The sequence below is a fragment of the Botrimarina mediterranea genome (genome assembly GCF_007753265.1).
Taxonomy (GTDB): domain Bacteria; phylum Planctomycetota; class Planctomycetia; order Pirellulales; family Lacipirellulaceae; genus Botrimarina; species Botrimarina mediterranea.
The window spans coordinates 4,005,313-4,024,446 of sequence record NZ_CP036349.1 but is presented as its reverse complement, the minus strand read 5'-3'; the positions used below and the strand labels follow the sequence as shown (position 1 = coordinate 4,024,446).

Genomic DNA, 19,134 nt, shown 5'->3' with positions numbered 1-19,134 from the left:
TTGGAGAGGTTAAATGTGGGAGGGGTCTCCAGACCCCGATTACGTGCTCCATGCCGTTTCGGAATGGATACCGTAATCGGGGTCTGGAGACCCCTCCCACAAAAAGACCTTTCTCAGTGCGTCCTCCGTGCTCTCTGTGCCTCCGTGGTTAAACAACCCACCTCATGCGTATCGCCGAAGTCTACAAATCGATCCAAGGCGAAGGCCTCCTCACTGGGACGCCCTCCGTCTTCGTGCGCGCTAGCGGCTGCAACTTGCGGTGCTGGTTCTGCGACACGCCGCACGCCTCATGGGCGCCGGAGGGACGGGACCTCTCGGTTGACGAGATCGTCGCCCAGGTCGAGGAGTGGGACTGTCGCCACGTCGTCCTCACCGGCGGCGAGCCGATGCTGTTCGCCGAGCTGATACCGCTCTGCGAGCGATTGCGACGCATCCGACGCCATGTGACGATCGAGACGGCCGGCACGCTCTTCCTGCCTGTGACGTGCAACCTGATTTCAGTCAGCCCCAAGCTCTCCGGCTCAACGCCCGACCCCGAGCGCCACGCCCACTGGGCCCGCCGCCACGAACGCTCGCGCCTACGGACCGACATCGTCCGCCGCTTGGTGGCCCGGCACGTGTACCAACTGAAGTTCGTCGTCGATGTGCCCGACGAGCTGCCCGAGGTTGAGGAGTTCCTCAACGACATCGGCGAAGTCGATCCCGAACGCGTCCTGCTCATGCCGCAAGGCGTGACGCCCGCCGAACTCGACCAGCGCGCCGCGTGGCTCAAGCCCTACTGCGAAAAGCAGGGCTACACCTACTGCCCCCGCAAACAGATCGAGTGGTTCGGCGCAACGCGCGGCACGTGAGCGTGTGATGGGCGTTTCGTAGCGACACCCGCGGCTAGCGTTACAAACCGCTCAACTTCACGAACCGCCGAGAGCCCACGACACCAGTCGTGGGAGGGCGCCACAAACCGCTCACCTTCCGAACAACGTCGAGCCGGCGACGCCAGCTCAATCACGAAATGCGTCGTCGGTGTGTAGCACGCCTTCACGGCACCGGCGCTACCGCCGCCTCCACCGCCGGCTTCGGCGTCCCCCCCTTCGGCGCGAACACCAGCACCAGCGCCGCTCCGCTGATCACCAGAATCAATCCGGCGAAGAACCCGCCCAGCATCATCGGTGACATCCCCTCGGCGCCACCGCGTGCCCATAGCGCCTCGATCGTCGTCACCACCGGCGCCCCGCCAAACACCAGCGGCATCACGTACATCGGCTTGCCGCCGAAGTTGAACGCCAGGATGATCCCCAGGGCGCCGATCGCGCCCGCGGCGCCGCCGGCGAGGCTCCAAAACGTGCCCGAGAAGTTGTAGCTGCTCGCCTCGGGGAAGCTCGCCACCAACAAGAACTGCGGCACGATCACCGCGATCGCGAAGTAAGCGAGCCCGACGCACAGCAGCGGCCGCAAACGGCTGTGGTGCATCGCGGCCTGCCCCTGGTGCAACACGGGCCCGTAGGCGCCCCAGCAGAGGATCACCGTGGCGATCGAAAGAATTTGCAGCAGCCAGTTAGCGCTCGCGGTGGCGGCTTGCTCAACCTCGGTCTCAACTTCTTCGGTGATCGACGCATCCGCCGGCGCGTCGGCATGGGCGACCGCAGCGGGGCCATGCGGTGGCGGGCCCGGCTTGCACACCAGCACCACCACCGCGCCGATCACCACCATCAAGAGGCCCGCGATAAAGATCGGGCCGACCTCACGGAACTTCTTCGCCCAATAAATCGTGAGGATCGCGTTCACGACCGGCGCCCCGCCGAACACCAGCGGCATCACGAACGAAGGCCGCCCGCCGAACGTGAACGCCATGATGATCCCCAGCGCGCCGACCGCGCCGAGCGCGCCGGCGACGAGGCTCATCACAATGCCGCGCGCCGTCCAATTCCCTTTCTCCCCCTTGGTCGCCAGCAGCACGATCGGCACGACGACACCGATCGCGAAGTACGCCATGCCGACACAGACGAACGGCCGCAGCCGGGCGAACTCGCCGGGCACGTCCGACATCGCCGCCTGGCCGCGGTGCAGCACGGGCCCATAGAGCCCCCAGCAGAGCACCGCCAGAGCGATCGAAGCGACAACAAACACTAGGCCACGCATGGCGGGTCTCGAAGAAGGGGAGGGCGGTGAGGGGGAGGACGCCCCACTCTAAACGAACGCGCGACAACCGACCACCGCAGCACTCTTTACCTGAAGCGGAAGCGATCTGTGGGAGGGGTCTCCAGACGCCGATTACGGTGTGCCGGCCGTATATGTAATGGTGCGCGTAATCGGCGTCTGGAGACGCCTCCTACAGAATGTGGGATACGTCACTCACCGCGCAGCGCACTGGTGAGCGGCGCGGCGAGGGCGTTGCGGGCGGCGATCCGCGCCGCGACTAAACCGATCGCGATCGTCGCGGCAATCAGCGCCGCGGCCGACAGCCACGGCGGCCGCGCGTCGCCCGCCGCGGCGAGCGGTCCGAGCGTCGCCGCCGCCGCGATGGCCCCCGCAGCCAGTCCCGTCGCCAGCAGCGCCAAGTTCTCCAGCAGCACCAGTCGTCGCAACCGATCCTTCGTAAAGCCCGCCGCCCGCATCAAGGCCAACTCGCCGCGACGCTCCAACAAGTTGCGGAACTGCGCCACCGCCAGGCCGATGGCGCCGAGCGCCAGTCCCAGACCACCGAGCGCTTGGAACGTCGAGAGGTAAGTGTTCTGCACCGCCAAGAAGCCGGCGAGGCGTAGCGCGGCGCTCTGCGCGTCGAAGCCGTAGTCGGCGAGCGCGTCCTCGAGCAATGCGGCGAGCTTGTCGGGCTCACTTCCAGCGATGAGGAAGAAACGATAACCCGACGCCGACGGATAAAGCCGCAAGAAATCGGCTTCGCTCATCAGCAGGTCCCCTTGTAGCACGCTGTTCTTCAGCAACCCCGCAACAACCGCGGTGACGGGCTGACCGGTCTCGTCCTGGATGGTAAACGTCGATCCGACACCGCCGTAGAGTTTCAGCGAGTAGACCGCCGTGTTGAAGTCGATGACGACCGGGACCGGTTGGTCCGTCGTCGTGTCCGAGAGCTTGCCCGCATTCAGCGTCTGCCAAGGATGGTTGGAATCGGTGGAGTGAACTTCTGCCCATTCAAAACGATGCTCGGGCTGGGCCGCGGTCATCTCGATGAACAACGGCGTCACGCCGAGCACCCGCGGCTGACGCGTCTGATAGAGATTGCGGCAACTGGCGTCCTCGCCGTCGTGGACGCGGAAGCCATAGACGCTCGCGTCGGCGAGCGCCGCGTCGGCGTCGCGCGAGACGCCCAAGTCCGCCCGGCCCGCTGCCGTGGCCAAGTCGTAGTGCAACGGTTGGTCCGCTTGGGCGACGAGATCGAAGCCGCCGGTCCCCGCTTCGGTGGGCGGCAGTCGGAACGCACTCGTAGCGAGCAACAGAAAGCTCGCCGCCGCCACCAGGCCGATCGTCAGCAGCGACCGCCCCGGCCGCCGCCGCACGTTCATCGCCGCGAGGCGCGCTAGATCAAGGCCGCTAGTCGGCTTAGCGGCGCCACTACGGCTCAACCAATACACCAACGCCAGTAGCGCAGCGAGCGTCAGCCCGCCCGCGGTAAAGAAGACCCCCGCCGCCGCTTCACCGCGGAGCGACGCGCCCGACAGGATCGCGACGCCCGCGAGCGCCGCGCAGCCGAGCGCTGCGCCGGCGGCCCAGCGGGACGCCCCGAAGGCTTCCGCCGTCGGCTGCGCCGATTCGCCGGCGAGCAAGGCGCGTGGCGGAGTCTTTGTCGCGCGACGAACGGCCCAAGCGATGGTAATTAGCGCGACGAGCCACGAGCCGATGGCGCCGGCGATGATGGTCAACGGCCCTGCGTGCAGTTCTAAAAACGGCGCGCCGACCGCCGCGACCCACACGGTGCGTAGCAGGAAGAGCAAACCGCCGGCATACGCGACGCCGATCGCAGCGCCGACGATCACGCCGATCGCCGCGACCGGCGCCATCTCACGCAGCAGCCCTTTGCGGAGCGACTGGCGATCAAATCCCACAGCGCCGAGCAGGCCCAACTCACGCCGGCGCTCGTCGATCGCCAGCCACGCCAACAGCACGATCAGCATCAGGGCGGCGCCGATCAGGAACATGCTGAAGAGCAGAAACAGCACATCGAACGGCGTACTCCCCGACGACGCCGCAAGCCCCTGGGCGCGAACGGCAATCGGCGCGAAGCCGAGGTCGGCGGGTTCGATCGCGTCGAGCAGCGACTGGCGTAGCTCATCGCCCGTCGCCTCTTCCGCCGCGACGCGGAGCAGGCTCACGTCCCCCCAGCGCGAACTCCACAGCTTTTCGGCGAGCGCGAAGCTAACGAACGCCTTTGGCGTGGTGCTGTATTCGTCCCAGTACGTCTCGTCCTGGTCGCGAATCTCCTCGACCAACTCGAACGGCAGGTCCCAGTTGTTGATCGACTCGGCGTCGGTCACTCCTTCAAGCCGCGGCGTCAACCTCGGGTCGCTGGCCGCCGTTGGCTTGTCATCCGCGTCCACGAATTCGACGATCCCGGCGAGCCGTAGCGTCACCGGCGCCGCCTCTTTCAACTCGCCGTGCGTGCTTTCGGGCTCGTAGTAGGTGAGCGTCACGTCGTCGCCAACCTTCGCGCCGAGGTCATCGGCCGCCCAGCGATTGAGGACGACGTCGTCGTCACTCGCCGGCGACAGCGGCGGCGTCCCCGGCGTCGCTTCGATGCCGGTGACGGTCGAGTAGGGGATCGACTTCTCGCCAACTCGGATGGTGTTCGCCAGGTACGTCGTCGCCGCAGCGGTCGGATGCCGGCTCCACGCTTGCCGGGCGGTTTGCACCAGCCGATCGGGCAGCACCAGTGCGCTCGATTCGAGTTGCCACACGCCGGGGTGCGCCTCCTCGAACGTCAGGCCATAATCGGCGAGCTTTGGGAGAACACTTGGCTCAGCGTCACTGTTGACAACGATCGCCGTGCACTCGCCTTCAATGCCGACCAGCCGCTGCGCGACGTCGAGCGATACGAACACGTTCCGCGGCTCGGTCTGCGAAGGAGCAAGGCCGAACCGCGCCAGGCCTTCGGGCGGCAGCACCGCATCGACCTTCAATCGCAAGGAGGCCACCGTGTCGGCCTTCTCGCCCAGCGCACTGTCGGAGGGGAGGGCCGTCGCGGCCTTGGTTCGCACCAGCACGGAGTCGCCCGCCGCAACGCCTAGCTCCTGCGCGATCGCTTCGCCGAGCAGCACGCCGCTCGCCATCCCCGGCGCGGGGGCCGCGCCCATCGCCCAGAATCGTTCGTCGCAACCGATGAGTGTCAGGCCGCTGACGTTGCGCGTCTTGCCATCGACACGAATCGAAACCGAAGCGGGCGCCAACAAGAGCGGCGCCGCCTTCGCTCCATCGTTGCCGGTTTCGATCTCGTCAGCGAGTTCAACCCGGAACGGCCGGCCGGGCGCGATCGCGTAGTCGATGGCGCCAAGCCGCTCGAGTGTCAGGCCGCGCAGGCTCCCGCGGACCGAGTCGCCGACCACCAGCGCGCCGACGAGCACCGCCGTGGCGATCGCCACACCCGCCGCCGTCGCCGCGTGAGCGCGCCGCCAACCCCACAGGCCGCGCCGCGCGAGCATCCAAGGAGTGAAACCATTCATCGCGTCAGCAGAACACGACAGCGCACGGCGAACCACCCCCACTGAGCCTGCGCTAACGACCGGCGAGCCGGGAGCGTGAGCGACCGGAGCGGAAGTGGGTACCCGCCTCACTCCGGTCGCTGACGAGCATTTGCATCCATCGTCGTCAGTCGAAGAACCGGATCCTAAGGCGTGCCGGCTGATCTTGGTGGCTAGCCGCTTATTAGCCGCGGGGCCTTAGCCCCCGGTTCCTTACCTATCGTTTGCCATAACCTCATGATCGCCAAAGCCTTTGATTAAGTCAGCGACCGAAGTTGCTCCGGGCGCCCACTTCCCTCCGGTCGCTCACGCACCCGGCTCGCCAAAACAAAAAAAGCCCCCCGGCCACTTGGACCGGGGGGCTCGTCATTCAAGCGTTCAACAAGGCGGCTGCGTCAGATCGTGTCCGATGTGGCGCACGAACCGTCTTCACAGCACTCGCCGCTCTCGCAGCAGCACTCGTCGCCACCGGGGCACGACGTGTCGCAAGTGCAGTCTTCACACTCGCAGCCATCGCCACAGCAGCAGTCGGCCGCGGCCTTGGCGGAGACGGCGGTCGTCTTCGCAGCGGCTTCGGTGGCCGGGCAGCAACCTACCGTGCAAGCCGCGTCGCCGGTGCAGCAGTCGCCATCCTCGCAGCACGTGCCGTTCTCACAGCAGCACTCGTCGCCGCCCGGGCACGTCGCGTCGCACTTGCAGTCTTCGCAAGCACACGTCGCCCCACAGCAGCAACCCGCCGTCTCAGCGGCGACGTCATTCGCCGGCGCCAAGCGGCCGGTGAAAGCCATCGCGGCAGCAATTCCAAACAAAGCAACTAAACGTAACATTGCATAACTCCGTGTTATGAGATGGTCGCTACGTCAAACGGACGAAGCGAAGAGATTTGAATCGCAGCAGAAGCTTCCCATGGCGTGGCGCGGAGGGAAGCCAGCGATTCAAATGACCCACACACAGAGCAGGGCCCGCCGATCGGGCGGCGGGCGGTCGAGCGTGCGACCTTCCAACCCGGCCCATCGCGACTCGCCAAGCGAGACGACCTGAGGCGGGTCCAGCGGACCGGCGCCGAGGGCCAGGGGGAGATCGTCCAGAGCAGGCGCCCGCGGAGCGGCCGCCGTTTCGGTAAGGGGGTCGTCAGGCCGATTGGTCAAGCAACCGTCGCACTTGCACGGACCCGACTCGACGCCAGCCACCTGCTGTTGGCAACACGGCGGCGCCTCCTGAGCGACCCTGCAGCAGCCGGGCAAGCTCGTCGCCGGAGACTCGTTCGGCGTCGAGTCGTCCAGAGCCGCGACACGGCAGGCGCCCGTCGGCGACTTGCAGCAACACGGCGGCTCAACGATCGCCCCAACGGCGAGCGTCAGCGTCAGCACGAGTGCAAGCAGCTGGTCGAACACGGGAACAAAACGCCTCGGAGAGCGACGGACGGAACAGGGCAATTATAACGTATTACGTGGCCAATTCCGAGAAGGTTTTGGCGGCCCTGTTAACTTCTTCACAGGTTACCGGGGCCCGATGGTGATCATCATCTGATCGTGCCCAATCTTCTGCCCCAGCCGGTCGGTCACCGACAGCTCCAGACGGTAATCGCCCGGCGTCAGCGTCGTGGGGAGCGTCAATGCGTACTGGATGTGGAAGTCGCGGCGGAGCGTCAGGCACAGGTCGTCCACCACCGGGAAGTCGCCCGAAGCCGCCTCATCGCCGGCCTGGTTCACGAGGCGGTACGAGCTGTCGAACGTCGTCCGATATCCCTCCGCCGTGGCGTCGCTGCGGTAGTTGTCTAGCTCGGCGTACAGAACCAACTGATCGCCGGCGGCGTAGCGGGCGTCGCTCGAGGGCTCGTAGGCGCCGTAGCCGTACACCTCGCGGCAAGCGACGAAGTTGCGGACTTGCAGGTTGCCCATCGACCGCAGCTTGGCCGACGCCTCGCTCTGGTGCCGAGCGGCTGCGTCGACGCGCGTCCGTAGGTCGGCGGGGCCGTTCTCGTCGAGCATCGTCGACATCGCGTAGAGCTGGTTCGACCAGTACCCCTGCTCGGCCGACGACAGACCTGCCGCCGGGGTGACGGCCTGCTTGGTGTCGCCCGACACCAAATGCAACAGCTGGAGCCGCATCCGCTCCCGCGCCTCGTCCACGGACTTCGGTGGCGAACTCGCCGAGGCGCCGAGCTGCGTGATCGCAGCATCGACGTGGCCGCGCCAGTCGGTCGGCTTGGCGGGTTGGGGGGGGAACAGGGCCTTGGCCTGCGGCGCCGCGGACGAAGCCCCACGCTTGGAGGACATCGCAACCCGCTCCGACTCGTCGAGCAGGTGGTGGTTCTGGATCACCGAGGGTTGCTGCTGGGAAGCATCGCCGCCGACAACCATTGGCATCGCGTCGGGCATCGCCGTCGAGTCGAACGCCATCGGGTCAGCCGTCTTCGTCGGAGTATCGACCGTCGCGCTCGCTTGCACGACGTCGCTGTCGTCGGACGTGGTGTAGGGGCTCGGCAGCTTGGCGGGCGGCGCCGGTTTCGCGGCGGCCACCTGCGTTGTATCGGACCCCGCCTTGCTCTTCTCGGCGAGTTGTTGCTTGTAGGCTAGCCGGTGTTGTGCGCTCTGCACGGCCAGCGTCCACAGCGACGGCTTCGTGCCGGAGAGTTGTTGCAGCACTTCTCCGTGGAGCTCGGGGTCGGCAACGGCGATCTCGGCGAGCATCGGCGAGACCTGCGCCATGGCCTCTTGCTCGGTCATCTCGGCGTACGGACCCGGCGGCACGGCAGTGGCTGCCGGCGCGGCGGCCATCGGCGCCGCGTCCGCCAATCGATGGTCGGCGGCGTGCGCCGACGACATCTCCTTCAGCGCAGTCGTCGGCGTGCCGAGCGTCGTGCAACCGGCGAGCGTGACGAGTGCGATTGGCGCCAAGCGCAGTGACATAGCCAATCCTTTGGCGTGACAAATCCTTTCGGCGTCGGTCGGCGAAGTGCTAGCGGCAGACCAACGAGCGGCGGATGGTAGGAAGTTTGGGCGACTTCAAGCAACGCCAGTCGCAAAACTCTTGGGAGTGCGCCACAAAAGATTCTCTATCGACCGAACGCTAGCGGACCGCCGCCGCCTCGCGCGACAGCCGGAGCAACAGCCGCTCGAGCTCCAGCCGCGCCCGCGCCGGCGCGCTGTTGTGCCCCTTCATGGCGAGGTCCGCTTCCAGCACCCAGTCTGCTAGCTGCGACGCGCGGCCGCGGCCGATCTGCCGCAGCTGCCGCTCGGCGGCTTCCATTTTGAACGGCGCGAAGCCCGCCGCCTTGAGCGCCGAAGACAGCGAAGGCCGCTGGCCCATCCGCTCGGCCGCCTCGACATTGGCCGCGGCGGCGGCGAACTTGCGCAGCGTCGAACCGAGCTGCGCCAGCACGCCGATCGGTTGCTCGCCCGCTTGCAACAGCCGATCGAGCTGCCCCAACGCGTCCGCCGCCCGGCCATCGGCCGCGGCGTCCACGAGGTCCCAAGCGGTCCGCGTCCGCCACCCGCCGACATGCTCGCGCGCCAGCGCCCCATCGACCCGCCCGCCGTCACCCGCCAACAGCGCGAGCCGGGCAACCTCTTGATCGATGACGCCCAGGCTCATCGGCAACAGGTCGAACAGCACCTCAACCGCGTCGGGGGTGAGCTTCGTCTGATGGACCATCTCGGCCCGCATCGTCAGCCACTTGGCCGCGTCGCGGCGGTGCTTGCCGACCTCGGGGCCACGCTCGGGCGTCTTGCAGGCGACCAACAGGCCCGCCTCGGCGATCGCCTTCGCCAGCCGTGTGTTGCCGGGGAGAGTCTTCACGTCGAGCACCAGCAGTCCCGCTTTTGGGCCTCCTGCCTTGCCCGTCGCGAAGTCCTCCAGCTTTTCCCGGTAGCGCGTCACGAACACGTCGGCGTCGTCAATCACGGCGACCGGCTTACCGCCGCCCCCGAACAGCGACCGCTGCCCAACGGCGTCGATCACGTCGCGCCACTCGACAACCGGCCCCTCGAAGGCGTGCCAGTCGATGTCCCTCTCGCCACCGCCGCACAGCGACCTGCGGAGCGAAGCGAGGACCTCGTGCTTGAGAAACCCATCGTCCCCCACCACCGCCACGACCGACCCCGGCGGCGCCGTGGGCGACAGGAGGTAGTCCAGTCCGGTCGGGGATGCGTTGCTCTTCGCCATGGGGGTGAGTTTACCGCGACGGCCTTGCCTCGGTTAGCGGGTTAATCGGCGCCAGCTTTCGCGGTCTCCGCAGTATCTGCCAATGCCAACGAGCATCGAAAGCAGTCCCACATGAAAGACTTGCAACAGAAACGAATCGTCATCGCGGGCGGGAGCGGCTTTCTAGGGACCTCGATGGCCGCGAACTTCGCCAGGCGCGGCGCGAAGGTGACGGTGCTTTCTCGCGCGAAGCCTCGTGTGATCGGCACGTGGGCGTCTACCAACTGGGACGGCCGGAACCTCGGCGATTGGACGACGGCGATCGACGGCGCCGACGCGGTGGTGAATCTAGCCGGCCGATCGGTCAACTGCATCAAGACCCCCGATCACCAAGACGAGATTCTGCGGTCACGGGTCGAATCAACCCGAGTGCTGGGCGAGGCGATGCGAACCATCGACTCTCCCCCGCCGGTTTGGGTGCAGATGAGCACCGCCCACATCTACGGCGACCCACCTACCACAGTCTGTGCGGAGGATTCGGCAGAAGGCATTGGACTCGCGCCGATGGTCGCTCGGGCGTGGGAGGCAGCCTTCGCGGCAAGCAAACTGCCGGATCAGCGCGGTGTGATCCTGCGCACGAGCTTTGTTATCGGCCGCAACCGCGGCGCCGGTGGCGGGGCGTTGGCCACTCTCGGTTTGCTCGCCCGTATTGGCCTCGGCGGCCGCGTTGGAGCCGGCACGCAGGGCATGTCGTGGATTCACGAAGCCGACCTCAACAACCTCTTCGCCCGCGCGATTACCGACGACATGATGTCGGGCGTTTACATCGCTTCGGCGCCCAACCCCGTCTCACAAGTTGAATTCATGCGCACGTTGCGTCGCGTCATCAGAATGCCTCTGGCGTTGCCAGCCTTCGAGTGGATGGTCCGCCTCGGCGCGCCGGTCATCATGCGGACCGACCCGGAACTGGTGCTCTACGGTCGGTACGTCGTCTCGCAGCGTTTGCCCAATGAAGACTTCGTCTTTCAGTTCCCAATGCTCAAGCCAGCGCTAACGAACCTCTACCACGAGGCGCGGTGAAATAGCATCAGTGCAGCGCGATCTTTGCCGATCTCAATCCGATCGCGAGCCCCCGATGTTAATCGGGGGTGTGCAGCGAGATTCGCACCTCCGATTAACATCGGGGGCTCGCCATAGACTCGCGTCAATTCCCGCTGGCCCGTACACTCTTCAGCGACCCGCTCGCTACCGACACGTCGATCTCAATCGCTTGCGGCGACGCCGCCGTGGCGACGTTGCCGGCTTCGTCGCGGGCCTCGGCTCGGACGAACAGTTGTCGGGGCAAGTGCCGCTGGAGACGCCAGGTATGCCGACCATTGTTCGGCAAGTTCGTAGCGATCGGGATCCAGGGGCCCGTCTCGCGGTTGGAGTAGAAGAGGTCGATCGGGCGCTCGGCGAGGTGCTCGTCCTCGGCGCGCCATTCGATCGTCAGCTGGTCGGCGAAGTAGCCGACGCCCTGCCGTACGTCCCCGAGCAGCACCTGCGGCTTGGTGAGGTCCACGCCAACAATTGCCTCGGGCTCGTCGCCCGGTCGTGGTGTCGTGCCTTCGAGTCCGCCGACCGACTCGACCACGAGGCGGAACCCGTAGGTCCCTTCACCGGGCGTGGTGACGAAGATCGGGCTCTCACGGTCGGCGTCCACCGCGAAGCGGCGCCAACTGCGTCCGCCATCGTTGGTGCCCCACAGCTCGACCTTCGCGACGCCCCAGCGGCCCGTGTGTTCGAGTTCATAGTCGAACTCGAACTCTGCGCTATTGACGAGCCGGCTCGGCGTCGCGGGGTTGAAAGTAGGCCGCTCGCGGTCGCGACTGCTGAACGAGTCCGTCGTTGTGAACGGGTCCCCCGACGAGCGACGGAAGCTCGCCGAATTGAACGGCGACGAACTGAACGGCGCCGAGTCGAATTGCGATGATGGCTGTGCGTTCTCACCCCCCATCATCCCCGCCACGAGCGGCCGCGACTTCGGCGACTCCGCAGGCCAAGGCGTAGCCGAAGCCGGCAGACTGGGTGGCCCCGCCGGGAGAGTCGATCCCGCCGAAGGCGGCGCCGCTGCGCTCGACGACGAAGCAAACAAACCCGGCGCCCCGCCGTGCCGCCGCTCGGCCTCTGCGAACGGATCGCCCGAGGAGGTCGATGCCCGCGAAGTGGGCGAGGGCCAACCCGACCCCAGACTGAACGAGGGCGCCGATGGCTTCAGCGCCGCGACCGCTTGCGCCGCGTTGGCGGAAGTGGAACGCTCGGCGCGGTTGCCAGCGCGGTCCTCAACCGTCGCACGGACTTCGAGACGCGCCACGTTTGCCGGCGGTTGCCACTGCCCGACAACGCGCAGCGACCGGCCGTCTGCCGACGGCTGTGCAGCCGTGATCGGCACCGGGGTCCAGCCTGGCTGTCCACTCGATTGGGCGTACAGAGAGACGGGCTGGCCGGTTGAGAAGCCGCCCGGGTCGGTCGCGCTGAGTTCGACGGCCAGCACGCCGCCGGTCACTTGGGCGTCGAGTCGATCGATCGTCGGCGCTGTCGTGTCGACGACTACCCGCATCTCGGGCGCGAGCGGCCCGGCGGGGGTGGCGACGCCGGCGCTGTCGTAGGTGCGGATGGCGAACCAGTGCTCGCCATCGCCGGGCGACTGGAAGCGGAACGACTGGACGTGCGGCGCGGCCGTGCCGGCGACGCGCCACGAGCGTCCCAGGTCCGACGAGTAATAGAGGATCACCTCCGAACCCGACTTCGCCGCGCCACCCCATCGGTAGGGGATCATCAGCTCGTGCCGGGCCCAGTAGACGGGCTCGCTCGTCGGCGTACCCGTTGGGGGCGACTGGGCCATGATGGACGCGCAGCAGAGGCCCAGTGCGAGGAGCCCCAGCACTAGGGGAAGCCCCACAGCTCGCGTCACGGTCGGCGGTCGCCGTCGGCCCTGCATCCGTGTCGTCGGGCGTTAGTGTCAGCGGGAAAAAAACTCGGCGGGCGGGGCCGTTCGACCCGAAGAGCACCAGACCGCACCCGTCTCGGTCCCTATCGACCGCCCCGCCGAGCCTGCTTGATCGGGTGCGGCTGTTGCGAGGATTGGGTAAGATGGGAGGCGGGCAGCGTCCGCGGCATCGGCTTCGGCATTCACCCGAGGACGCGACCCTGACGAATAATCCGGTGCGACGCGCGCGATTTGGCTAGCAGGCGGTTATGCTGGCGCTGTCGGAGCGCTTGCGCTGAATCGTTACCGAGAAAAGCAAGGCGTTCCGCGCGTGTCGTTACCTCCCTTGGCCGTCGCTATCGTCTGGATCGCGGTGATCCTGGGGATGACCGCGGCGTTCATCGTGTTCGTCCACAAATGGCGCGAACGGCGGGTGCAGGAGCGAGAGTCGACGGCGAGCGACCTGCTATCAGAGTTCCACGAGATCCGTTCCCGTGGAGAGCTGAGCGCGGAAGAGTATCAACGAATCAAGGAGCGGCTGAACGCCGAAGTCCAGCGCGAGCTGATTGAAGGGGACGCGAAAGACAGCAGCGACCCGGCCCGAGCCCTGAAGGCGACGGCCCGGCGGCTCTTGTCCAGTCATCACGCCCCTACGGGTGAGGGAGAGACGAACGGCGCGGTGGGCGGCGCCGCGCAGGACGGTTGTGACGCGGCGCCCCCCAGCGGTGGCGATAGCACGGAAGAACGCCGATGAACGATTCCTGTCGGCGTAACGTACACACGGACGCTTACACTGCTCGAACTATTGAGCGTGGACAAGGAAGCCCCGCCTGGCGTGAGGTGAGTGAACCAGTTCGGAAGCGGCCGCAGCGGAAAAACGTGTTCGGGGCTTGGCGTCGGGAAGAACGCCGCCGCCACCCGAAGGCGACCGCGGACCGACCGAACGGGGGCGCGAGCATCGAGCGGCACCACACGAGTTGCGATTGGAATTACGACCGGCTAACGAGCCCCTCGCGTTCCGTCGCCACGCATGACGGGTTAAGGAGAATAGTCCATGCCTTCGGGTAAAGAGATCACCGGCACGCGGCGCACCGGCGCCACGAAGAAGAACGCGTTCTGTTCCTTCTGCCGCAAGAGTTACCGTGACGTCGGCCCTCTCGTCGAAGGGCCGGGCGATGTCTACATCTGCGGCGAATGCATCGAGCTCTGCCAGAGTATTCTGGACCAGGAGCGCAAGCGTCGCGGGAACAGCCAGCAGCTGTTCACGAAAATCCCCTCGCCGCGGGAGATCGTCGCCGAGCTCGACAACTACGTCATCGGGCAAGAGGCGGCCAAACGCGTGCTCGCTGTCGCCGTGCACAGCCACTACAAGCGGCTCGTGGCCGCGGAGGACGAGTCCGACGTCGAGATCGACAAGTCTAACATCCTCCTGGTGGGCCCGACGGGCTGCGGCAAGACGCTGCTCGCCAAGACCTTGGCCCGAACCCTCAACGTGCCGTTCGCCATCGGCGACGCCACGACGTTGACCGAGGCGGGCTATGTCGGCGAGGACGTCGAGAACCTGCTGCTCAAGCTGCTGCACGCCGCCGATTTCGATGTCGAGTCCGCCCAGCGTGGCATCCTCTACATCGACGAGATCGACAAGATCGGCAAGACCAGCCAGAACGTCTCGATCACCCGCGACGTGTCGGGCGAGGGCGTTCAGCAGGCCTTGCTGAAGATGCTCGAAGGCACGATGGCGAACGTCCCCCCGCAAGGCGGACGCAAGCACCCCGAGCAGCAGTACATCCAGATCGACACCACGAACATCCTCTTCATCTGCGGCGGCACGTTCGCCGGCATCGAAGACATTGTTCGCAAGCGTCTGGGCAAGCGTTCGATCGGCTTCAGTCAGGACGTCGAGCAAAACGAGGACCTGTCGTTCTCCGAAGCGATTTCGCAGGTCAACTCCGACGACCTCGTGGAGTTCGGCATGATCCCCGAGCTGGTTGGCCGACTGCCGGTCGTCAGCAGCCTGCGTCCGCTCGACAAGTCGGCGCTGGTGCGGGTGCTCACCGAGCCGAACAACGCCCTGACACGTCAGTACCAGCGGTTGTTCAGCATGGAAGAGGCCGACCTGCAGTTCACGCCGGGCGCGCTCGAGGCGATCGCTCACCGGGCTCACGAGCGTGAGACCGGCGCCCGTGGCCTGCGGTCGATCATCGAGAACGTGATGCTCGACATCTTGTTCGAACTGCCCGACCAGCCGCGTGGCCAGCGCTACACGGTCACCGACGCGATCGTCGAAGGCCGTGAGAAGCTGTTCACCAGCACCCCAGAGAAGAAGTCGGCCTAACGGCCGAGTGGGCAGCCGGCAGAGGGCGGTGGGCAGCAGCGCAAGCGGCTGCCCAGATGACTACCCACTGCCGACCACCCACTGCTGAATAAATCACAGGGCGACGTTCAAACTCGGGGCGGGGGCGCTAGACGCTGCCGCCGCTGGGGGTCCAGTTGCCCTTCCAACGCCAGCGGGTCGGGTGGAGATAATTCTCCACCCGACCCGCTGCGTTTCTTTATATCACTTCGCGAACAGCTGCCCCGCGATGTCGCGGAACGCCTTGAACTCCAGCGCGTTGCCGCTGGGGTCGCGTAGGAACATGGTCGCTTGCTCGCCGGGCTCGCCCTTGAAGCGGGTGTAGGGCTCGATCACCCACGCGACGCCATGCGATTGCAGCCGGTCGCGGAGCGCCTCCCAGTCGGGCATCTCGAGCACCACGCCGTAGTGCGGCACGGGCACGCCGTGGCCATCGACCGGGTTGGTCGTGGCGTCAGCTTTGGCCGGGTCTCGTGACGTGTCGAGGTGGACGACGAACTGATGACCGAAGAGGTCGAAGTCGATCCACTGTGGCGCACTACGGCCCTCGGGGCAGCCAAGCACCCCGCCATAGAACGCGCGGGCGGCAGTGATGTCGTGGACGGGGACGGCGACATGGAAGGGCGTGAGGGCGGGCATTGGCGCAGCCGGGGGTGAGGGGGCGAGTCGCCGCTATTCAATCGCGCCCGTCGGCAAGTGCAAGCAGAAACCCGCTGGCGGCTAAAACGCTGCGCAAAAAAAACGCCGCGGCGGGCTTTTGCCCACCGCGGCGCCGGGACGCTTGCTCCCTTTATCCTTGGTCACTCCATTCTCGTCCCATCAGGGGAGGTCCGTCTCCCAGTACGGCCGAGTCCCGTAGAACTCGTGGACCGAAGCCCCCCACGTCTGGTCGGCGAAGTCCGGCCAGTTGTCTTGGTCGAAGCCCGGCGCGTCTTCCAGGCGGTCCTTTGTGACGTCGAACAAGAGGGCGTGGTTTTCACCATCAACCTGCATCGCTCCCCACGGCACAGCGAACAAACGGTCACCGATGCCAAGGAAGCCGCCACTCGAAACCACCACATAAGAGATGCGACCGCGATCGACGTCGAGCATGATCTCCTTGACGGTTCCGACCTTCTCACCGGCGAAGTTATTCACGTCGTCGCCGACGAGCGTTCCTGCCGATAGGGTTTGTCGATTGATACCAACAGCCATTTGATCCGCTCCTTCGCTATTGTTGCGAACAGGCGATTGAGTCGTCGCCGACGGAACGCCAGTTCGCAAAGTTGGTCGATTCTTCACTCCAGTATGGAAGTAAGCACTTACTAGATGCAGCACATGCGGCGCCAAGCGACGCGTGATTAACTGCGTGCGCGGATGGCGTCGATCAATTCGACCTTTGACAACCGGCTGCGGCCAACGATGTGCAGCTGCTTCGCGCGGTTGTAGAGCTCCTGACGGGTTCGCTCTTCGAGCTTGGCGTGGGGCGAACCGGTCCCTTGAGTGGTCTTATTGGCTGTTTTGCCGTGCAGGCGTCGCTGCTTGTTGACCGTCCGCGCTGCAATTTCTTCGGCCCGTTCGGTCGTTCGGCCCCGGTCCAAGGCGCTGTCGCGGATGTGCTCGTACTGTCGTTCTTCTCTGTCGGTCCATGCGGTGGGCATGATGGCGTACTCCGATTGAGGGGTGTAGGTTCCCGTCTCAAACGATGAGCAAACCCGAGGCCAACGCTTTGATAGAAGCGCCCCCTGCGAAGATGGAAACGCTTTGGGAGAACAGAGAAACGACAAAGCCCGGGCGAACTTTAGAGTTTACCCGGGCTTCGCGGCTTGCGAATTGCGAAGAGGTAATCAGTCGGCGTCGATGCGGCGACGGAAGCCGAACTGCACCATGCCTAAGGTGCCGGCGAACCAGACGAAGGACATTGGCTCCGGGACCGCAGCGACGGTGACATAGGAGACGCCAGAGAAATGCACCTGGGTGTTCCACGGAGAGTTGAACTCGAACTCGATCGTCGGATTCATCAAAGGAGTATCGAAAATCCAAACGATATCCCCAGTCGCACTGTTGCCAGCGCTGCCAGTGAGCGACGAGCCGACCGTGTCGCTATTAAGTGCATGGGTTAAGTCCCCGGTTGCATAATCTGGATTGCCTGCCGACCCCCCGGTGAAAGTAAACGTACGGGAGTCTTTGAGACTCGATACCGATAGCACAATCTCGCTGATTGGATTTGACGAGTTGAAGGTGATCGTGTGCTCAGTAGGAGCGGCAGTTGTGAGAAGCGTCACCAGATTCGGAATGGAACCAGGGTTGTTGGTGCCGCGAAAATACTTGGTGCCGGTCGATGAGAACGAGATCGAATCTCCCGCTGGGATTGAGTTGCTCCCCGTAGGGACCACGGAAAAACTTGAGAGTCCCTGGGAATCAACGGCAGCTTGGAAGCCCAGAGGATTGGGGACAGTGAATCCAAAGACGGTTGTCGTATAAAGACTCTCGTTGATATCCGTTAACTGCGTGCTAGGGTCCAGGTTCGCGTTGTTGAAGGTGCTGGTCGCGATCGATGCTTCCGCAACGGTACCGGCGAGGAGCATCGCCACGAGGGCCGGTAGAGCCAAAAGAGTACGCATGGGTGTCAGTCTACTATGGTGCTTATGGAGGAGCCGGTCGGACGCGTCACCGTCGCCGCGGTGAAATAGCGCGTCGGGGCAGCGACGTTGCCTGGGGAATGGCGCCTGGGGAAATGCCCGGGGCTCAGGCGTCGCTAGACCACCTGCTCAGCAGACCTTAATTAGGGGTGCGCTAGCCTACAACCGTCAAGAACCAACTTTCTTCCAAGCGGGAAGCTGCTGGGTGGAGAGGGCGCCCATCAGCCCTTCACCAGCCGCCGCAATACTTCGAGGCCGCGGTCGATGGTCGCCTTCGACGCCGCATAGCTGATGCGGAAGTGCGTGTCACGGCGGCTGAAGATGCCGCCGGGGATTACCAGCAGTTCGTTCTCGATCGCGCGGGTGACGAACTCATTGGCGGTGCCTCGCCCCTCGGGGACCTTCGGGAAGACATAGAAGGCGCCGCCGGTGGGGGCGACCTCATAGCCCGCGTCGCGGAGGCCGGTGACGATGTGGTCGCGGCGTTCGCGGTAGGCGTCCACCTGCGGCGTCATGTCGGTCGTGAACGCCTCGATCGCCGCGTGCTGTAACGGATTGGGCGCGCAGACGAACGTGTACTGCTGCAGCGCCGCCATCTTGTCGATCAACGGCGCGGGCCCGTGGACCCAGCCGATCCGCCAGCCGGTGACGCCGTACGACTTGCTAAAGCCATCCACGACGATCGCTTGGTCGTTCCACTTGGCGGGCGAGGGGAGGGCGCCGTCGTAGCAGAACTCGCGGTAGATCTCGTCGGAGAGCAGGGCGATGTTGTGCTTGGCGGCTAACTCCGCTAAGCCGCGAGCGGCTGCGTCGCTGGCGACGACGCCCGTGGGGTTCGCCGGGCTGTTGAAGAGAATGAGCTTGGTCTTTGGTGTGATGGCGGCTTCGACCTTTGCCAAGTTAATCTGAAAGTCATCCTCGTAGGTGTCGATCACGACCGGGACGCCGCCGACCATCTCGCAGAGGGTCGGGTACATGACAAAGTACGGGTCGAAGACGATCACCTCGTCGCCGGGGTTCACGAGGGCCCACATCGCCAGGTTCAACGCGCCGCTCGTGCCGCTGGTGACGAGCAGCTTCCGATCGGCGTGGCCCCACTCTTCGTCGACGCGCTGCTGCAACCGGTCGCGCAGCGCCGCGGCGCCTTGCGTTTGGCTGTAGCCATTCTTGTCCTCGCGTATCGCCTTGCAGGCCGCTTCTTTCAGCGAGTCGGGCGCTGGGAAGTCGGGCTGGCCGATCGATAGGTTGATCGGGTCCTTCATCTTCGCCGCGAGGTCGAACACCTTACGGATGCCGGACGAGTCGAAGCGGTCGGTGCGATCGGCGAGCCAAGGATGCGCGGGCATGAAGAGCGATTGC

16 protein-coding genes are annotated in these 19,134 nt (G+C 65.6%); 4 read left to right on the top strand and 12 right to left on the bottom strand.

The genetic code is table 11. The features are described from left to right. Positions 1-164: 164 nt before the first annotated feature. Complete coding sequence (locus Spa11_RS15465; protein WP_145113845.1) at positions 165-851, top strand: 7-carboxy-7-deazaguanine synthase QueE; 687 nt, start codon at positions 165-167, stop codon at positions 849-851. Between the two features lie 184 nt (positions 852-1,035). Here the strand turns inward: Spa11_RS15465 and Spa11_RS15460 are convergent, their stop codons facing one another. The 6 genes from Spa11_RS15460 to holA form a co-directional block, all read right to left on the bottom strand. After that, a complete protein-coding gene (locus Spa11_RS15460; RefSeq protein ID WP_145113843.1) occupies positions 1,036-2,136 on the bottom strand; it encodes a hypothetical protein in 1,101 nt (366 codons plus the stop codon). Positions 2,137-2,345: 209 nt separating this feature from the next. After that, positions 2,346-5,669 carry an ABC transporter permease gene (locus Spa11_RS15455; protein WP_145113841.1) on the bottom strand — a complete coding sequence of 1,108 codons (3,324 nt, stop codon included), beginning with the start codon at positions 5,667-5,669 and terminating at the stop codon, positions 2,346-2,348. A gap of 413 nt (positions 5,670-6,082) precedes the next feature. Next, positions 6,083-6,514, bottom strand: coding sequence for a hypothetical protein (locus tag Spa11_RS15450; RefSeq protein ID WP_145113839.1), 432 nt, complete (start codon positions 6,512-6,514; stop codon positions 6,083-6,085). A 108-nt stretch (positions 6,515-6,622) separates the two neighbouring features. Beyond that, entirely contained in the window at positions 6,623-7,081 is a 459-nt protein-coding gene (locus Spa11_RS15445) for a hypothetical protein (RefSeq protein ID WP_145113837.1), read from the bottom strand. 105 nt (positions 7,082-7,186) lie between these two features. Next, complete coding sequence (locus Spa11_RS15440; RefSeq protein WP_145113835.1) at positions 7,187-8,599, bottom strand: hypothetical protein; 1,413 nt, start codon at positions 8,597-8,599, stop codon at positions 7,187-7,189. 160 nt (positions 8,600-8,759) lie between these two features. After that, positions 8,760-9,854, bottom strand: coding sequence for a DNA polymerase III subunit delta (holA, locus tag Spa11_RS15435; protein ID WP_145113833.1), 1,095 nt, complete (start codon positions 9,852-9,854; stop codon positions 8,760-8,762). 111 nt (positions 9,855-9,965) lie between these two features. Between holA and Spa11_RS15430 the strand changes: the two genes are divergently transcribed. After that, the gene (locus tag Spa11_RS15430; protein ID WP_145113831.1) at positions 9,966-10,913 is read left to right on the top strand and encodes a TIGR01777 family oxidoreductase; all 948 of its coding nucleotides are present in this window, start codon (positions 9,966-9,968) and stop codon (positions 10,911-10,913) included. 124 nt (positions 10,914-11,037) lie between these two features. Here the strand turns inward: Spa11_RS15430 and Spa11_RS15425 are convergent, their stop codons facing one another. Continuing rightward, a complete protein-coding gene (locus Spa11_RS15425; RefSeq protein WP_145113829.1) occupies positions 11,038-12,717 on the bottom strand; it encodes a hypothetical protein in 1,680 nt (559 codons plus the stop codon). 415 nt (positions 12,718-13,132) lie between these two features. Here Spa11_RS15425 and Spa11_RS15420 point away from each other — a divergent pair, with 415 nt between their 5' ends. Both Spa11_RS15420 and clpX read left to right on the top strand, forming a co-directional pair. Next, entirely contained in the window at positions 13,133-13,555 is a 423-nt protein-coding gene (locus Spa11_RS15420; protein WP_145113827.1) for an SHOCT domain-containing protein, read from the top strand. A 300-nt stretch (positions 13,556-13,855) separates the two neighbouring features. Further along, entirely contained in the window at positions 13,856-15,136 is a 1,281-nt protein-coding gene (gene clpX / locus Spa11_RS15415) for an ATP-dependent Clp protease ATP-binding subunit ClpX (RefSeq protein ID WP_145113825.1), read from the top strand. Between the two features lie 222 nt (positions 15,137-15,358). Here clpX and Spa11_RS15410 read toward each other — a convergent pair whose 3' ends face one another. From Spa11_RS15410 to Spa11_RS15390, 5 genes are all read right to left on the bottom strand, one after another. Further along, entirely contained in the window at positions 15,359-15,793 is a 435-nt protein-coding gene (locus tag Spa11_RS15410; protein WP_145113823.1) for a VOC family protein, read from the bottom strand. Positions 15,794-15,973: 180 nt separating this feature from the next. Then, positions 15,974-16,348 carry a PRC-barrel domain-containing protein gene (locus Spa11_RS15405; RefSeq protein WP_145113822.1) on the bottom strand — a complete coding sequence of 125 codons (375 nt, stop codon included), beginning with the start codon at positions 16,346-16,348 and terminating at the stop codon, positions 15,974-15,976. Positions 16,349-16,494: 146 nt separating this feature from the next. Then, a complete protein-coding gene (locus Spa11_RS15400; protein ID WP_145113820.1) occupies positions 16,495-16,794 on the bottom strand; it encodes an addiction module toxin RelE in 300 nt (99 codons plus the stop codon). 186 nt (positions 16,795-16,980) lie between these two features. Beyond that, entirely contained in the window at positions 16,981-17,757 is a 777-nt protein-coding gene (locus tag Spa11_RS15395; protein ID WP_145113818.1) for a hypothetical protein, read from the bottom strand. Between the two features lie 239 nt (positions 17,758-17,996). Continuing rightward, positions 17,997-19,121 (bottom strand): pyridoxal phosphate-dependent aminotransferase, encoded by a 1,125-nt coding sequence (locus tag Spa11_RS15390; RefSeq protein ID WP_145113816.1) that lies wholly within the window; start codon positions 19,119-19,121, stop codon positions 17,997-17,999. Positions 19,122-19,134: the final 13 nt, after the last annotated feature.

What these genes read in the sequence shown, in the direction of transcription:
- Spa11_RS15465 (WP_145113845.1), top strand. Translation starts at nt 165, where the DNA reads ATGCGTATCGCCGAAGTCTACAAATCGATCCAAGGCGAAGGCCTCCTC.
- Spa11_RS15460 (WP_145113843.1), bottom strand. Translation starts at nt 2,136, where the DNA reads ATGCGTGGCCTAGTGTTTGTTGTCGCTTCGATCGCTCTGGCGGTGCTC.
- Spa11_RS15455 (WP_145113841.1), bottom strand. Translation starts at nt 5,669, where the DNA reads ATGAATGGTTTCACTCCTTGGATGCTCGCGCGGCGCGGCCTGTGGGGT.
- Spa11_RS15450 (WP_145113839.1), bottom strand. Translation starts at nt 6,514, where the DNA reads ATGTTACGTTTAGTTGCTTTGTTTGGAATTGCTGCCGCGATGGCTTTC.
- Spa11_RS15440 (WP_145113835.1), bottom strand. Translation starts at nt 8,599, where the DNA reads ATGTCACTGCGCTTGGCGCCAATCGCACTCGTCACGCTCGCCGGTTGC.
- holA (WP_145113833.1), bottom strand. Translation starts at nt 9,854, where the DNA reads ATGGCGAAGAGCAACGCATCCCCGACCGGACTGGACTACCTCCTGTCG.
- Spa11_RS15430 (WP_145113831.1), top strand. Translation starts at nt 9,966, where the DNA reads ATGAAAGACTTGCAACAGAAACGAATCGTCATCGCGGGCGGGAGCGGC.
- Spa11_RS15425 (WP_145113829.1), bottom strand. Translation starts at nt 12,717, where the DNA reads ATGGCCCAGTCGCCCCCAACGGGTACGCCGACGAGCGAGCCCGTCTAC.
- clpX (WP_145113825.1), top strand. Translation starts at nt 13,856, where the DNA reads ATGCCTTCGGGTAAAGAGATCACCGGCACGCGGCGCACCGGCGCCACG.
- Spa11_RS15410 (WP_145113823.1), bottom strand. Translation starts at nt 15,793, where the DNA reads ATGCCCGCCCTCACGCCCTTCCATGTCGCCGTCCCCGTCCACGACATC.
- Spa11_RS15405 (WP_145113822.1), bottom strand. Translation starts at nt 16,348, where the DNA reads ATGGCTGTTGGTATCAATCGACAAACCCTATCGGCAGGAACGCTCGTC.
- Spa11_RS15400 (WP_145113820.1), bottom strand. Translation starts at nt 16,794, where the DNA reads ATGCCCACCGCATGGACCGACAGAGAAGAACGACAGTACGAGCACATC.
- Spa11_RS15395 (WP_145113818.1), bottom strand. Translation starts at nt 17,757, where the DNA reads ATGCGTACTCTTTTGGCTCTACCGGCCCTCGTGGCGATGCTCCTCGCC.
- Spa11_RS15390 (WP_145113816.1), bottom strand. Translation starts at nt 19,121, where the DNA reads ATGCCCGCGCATCCTTGGCTCGCCGATCGCACCGACCGCTTCGACTCG.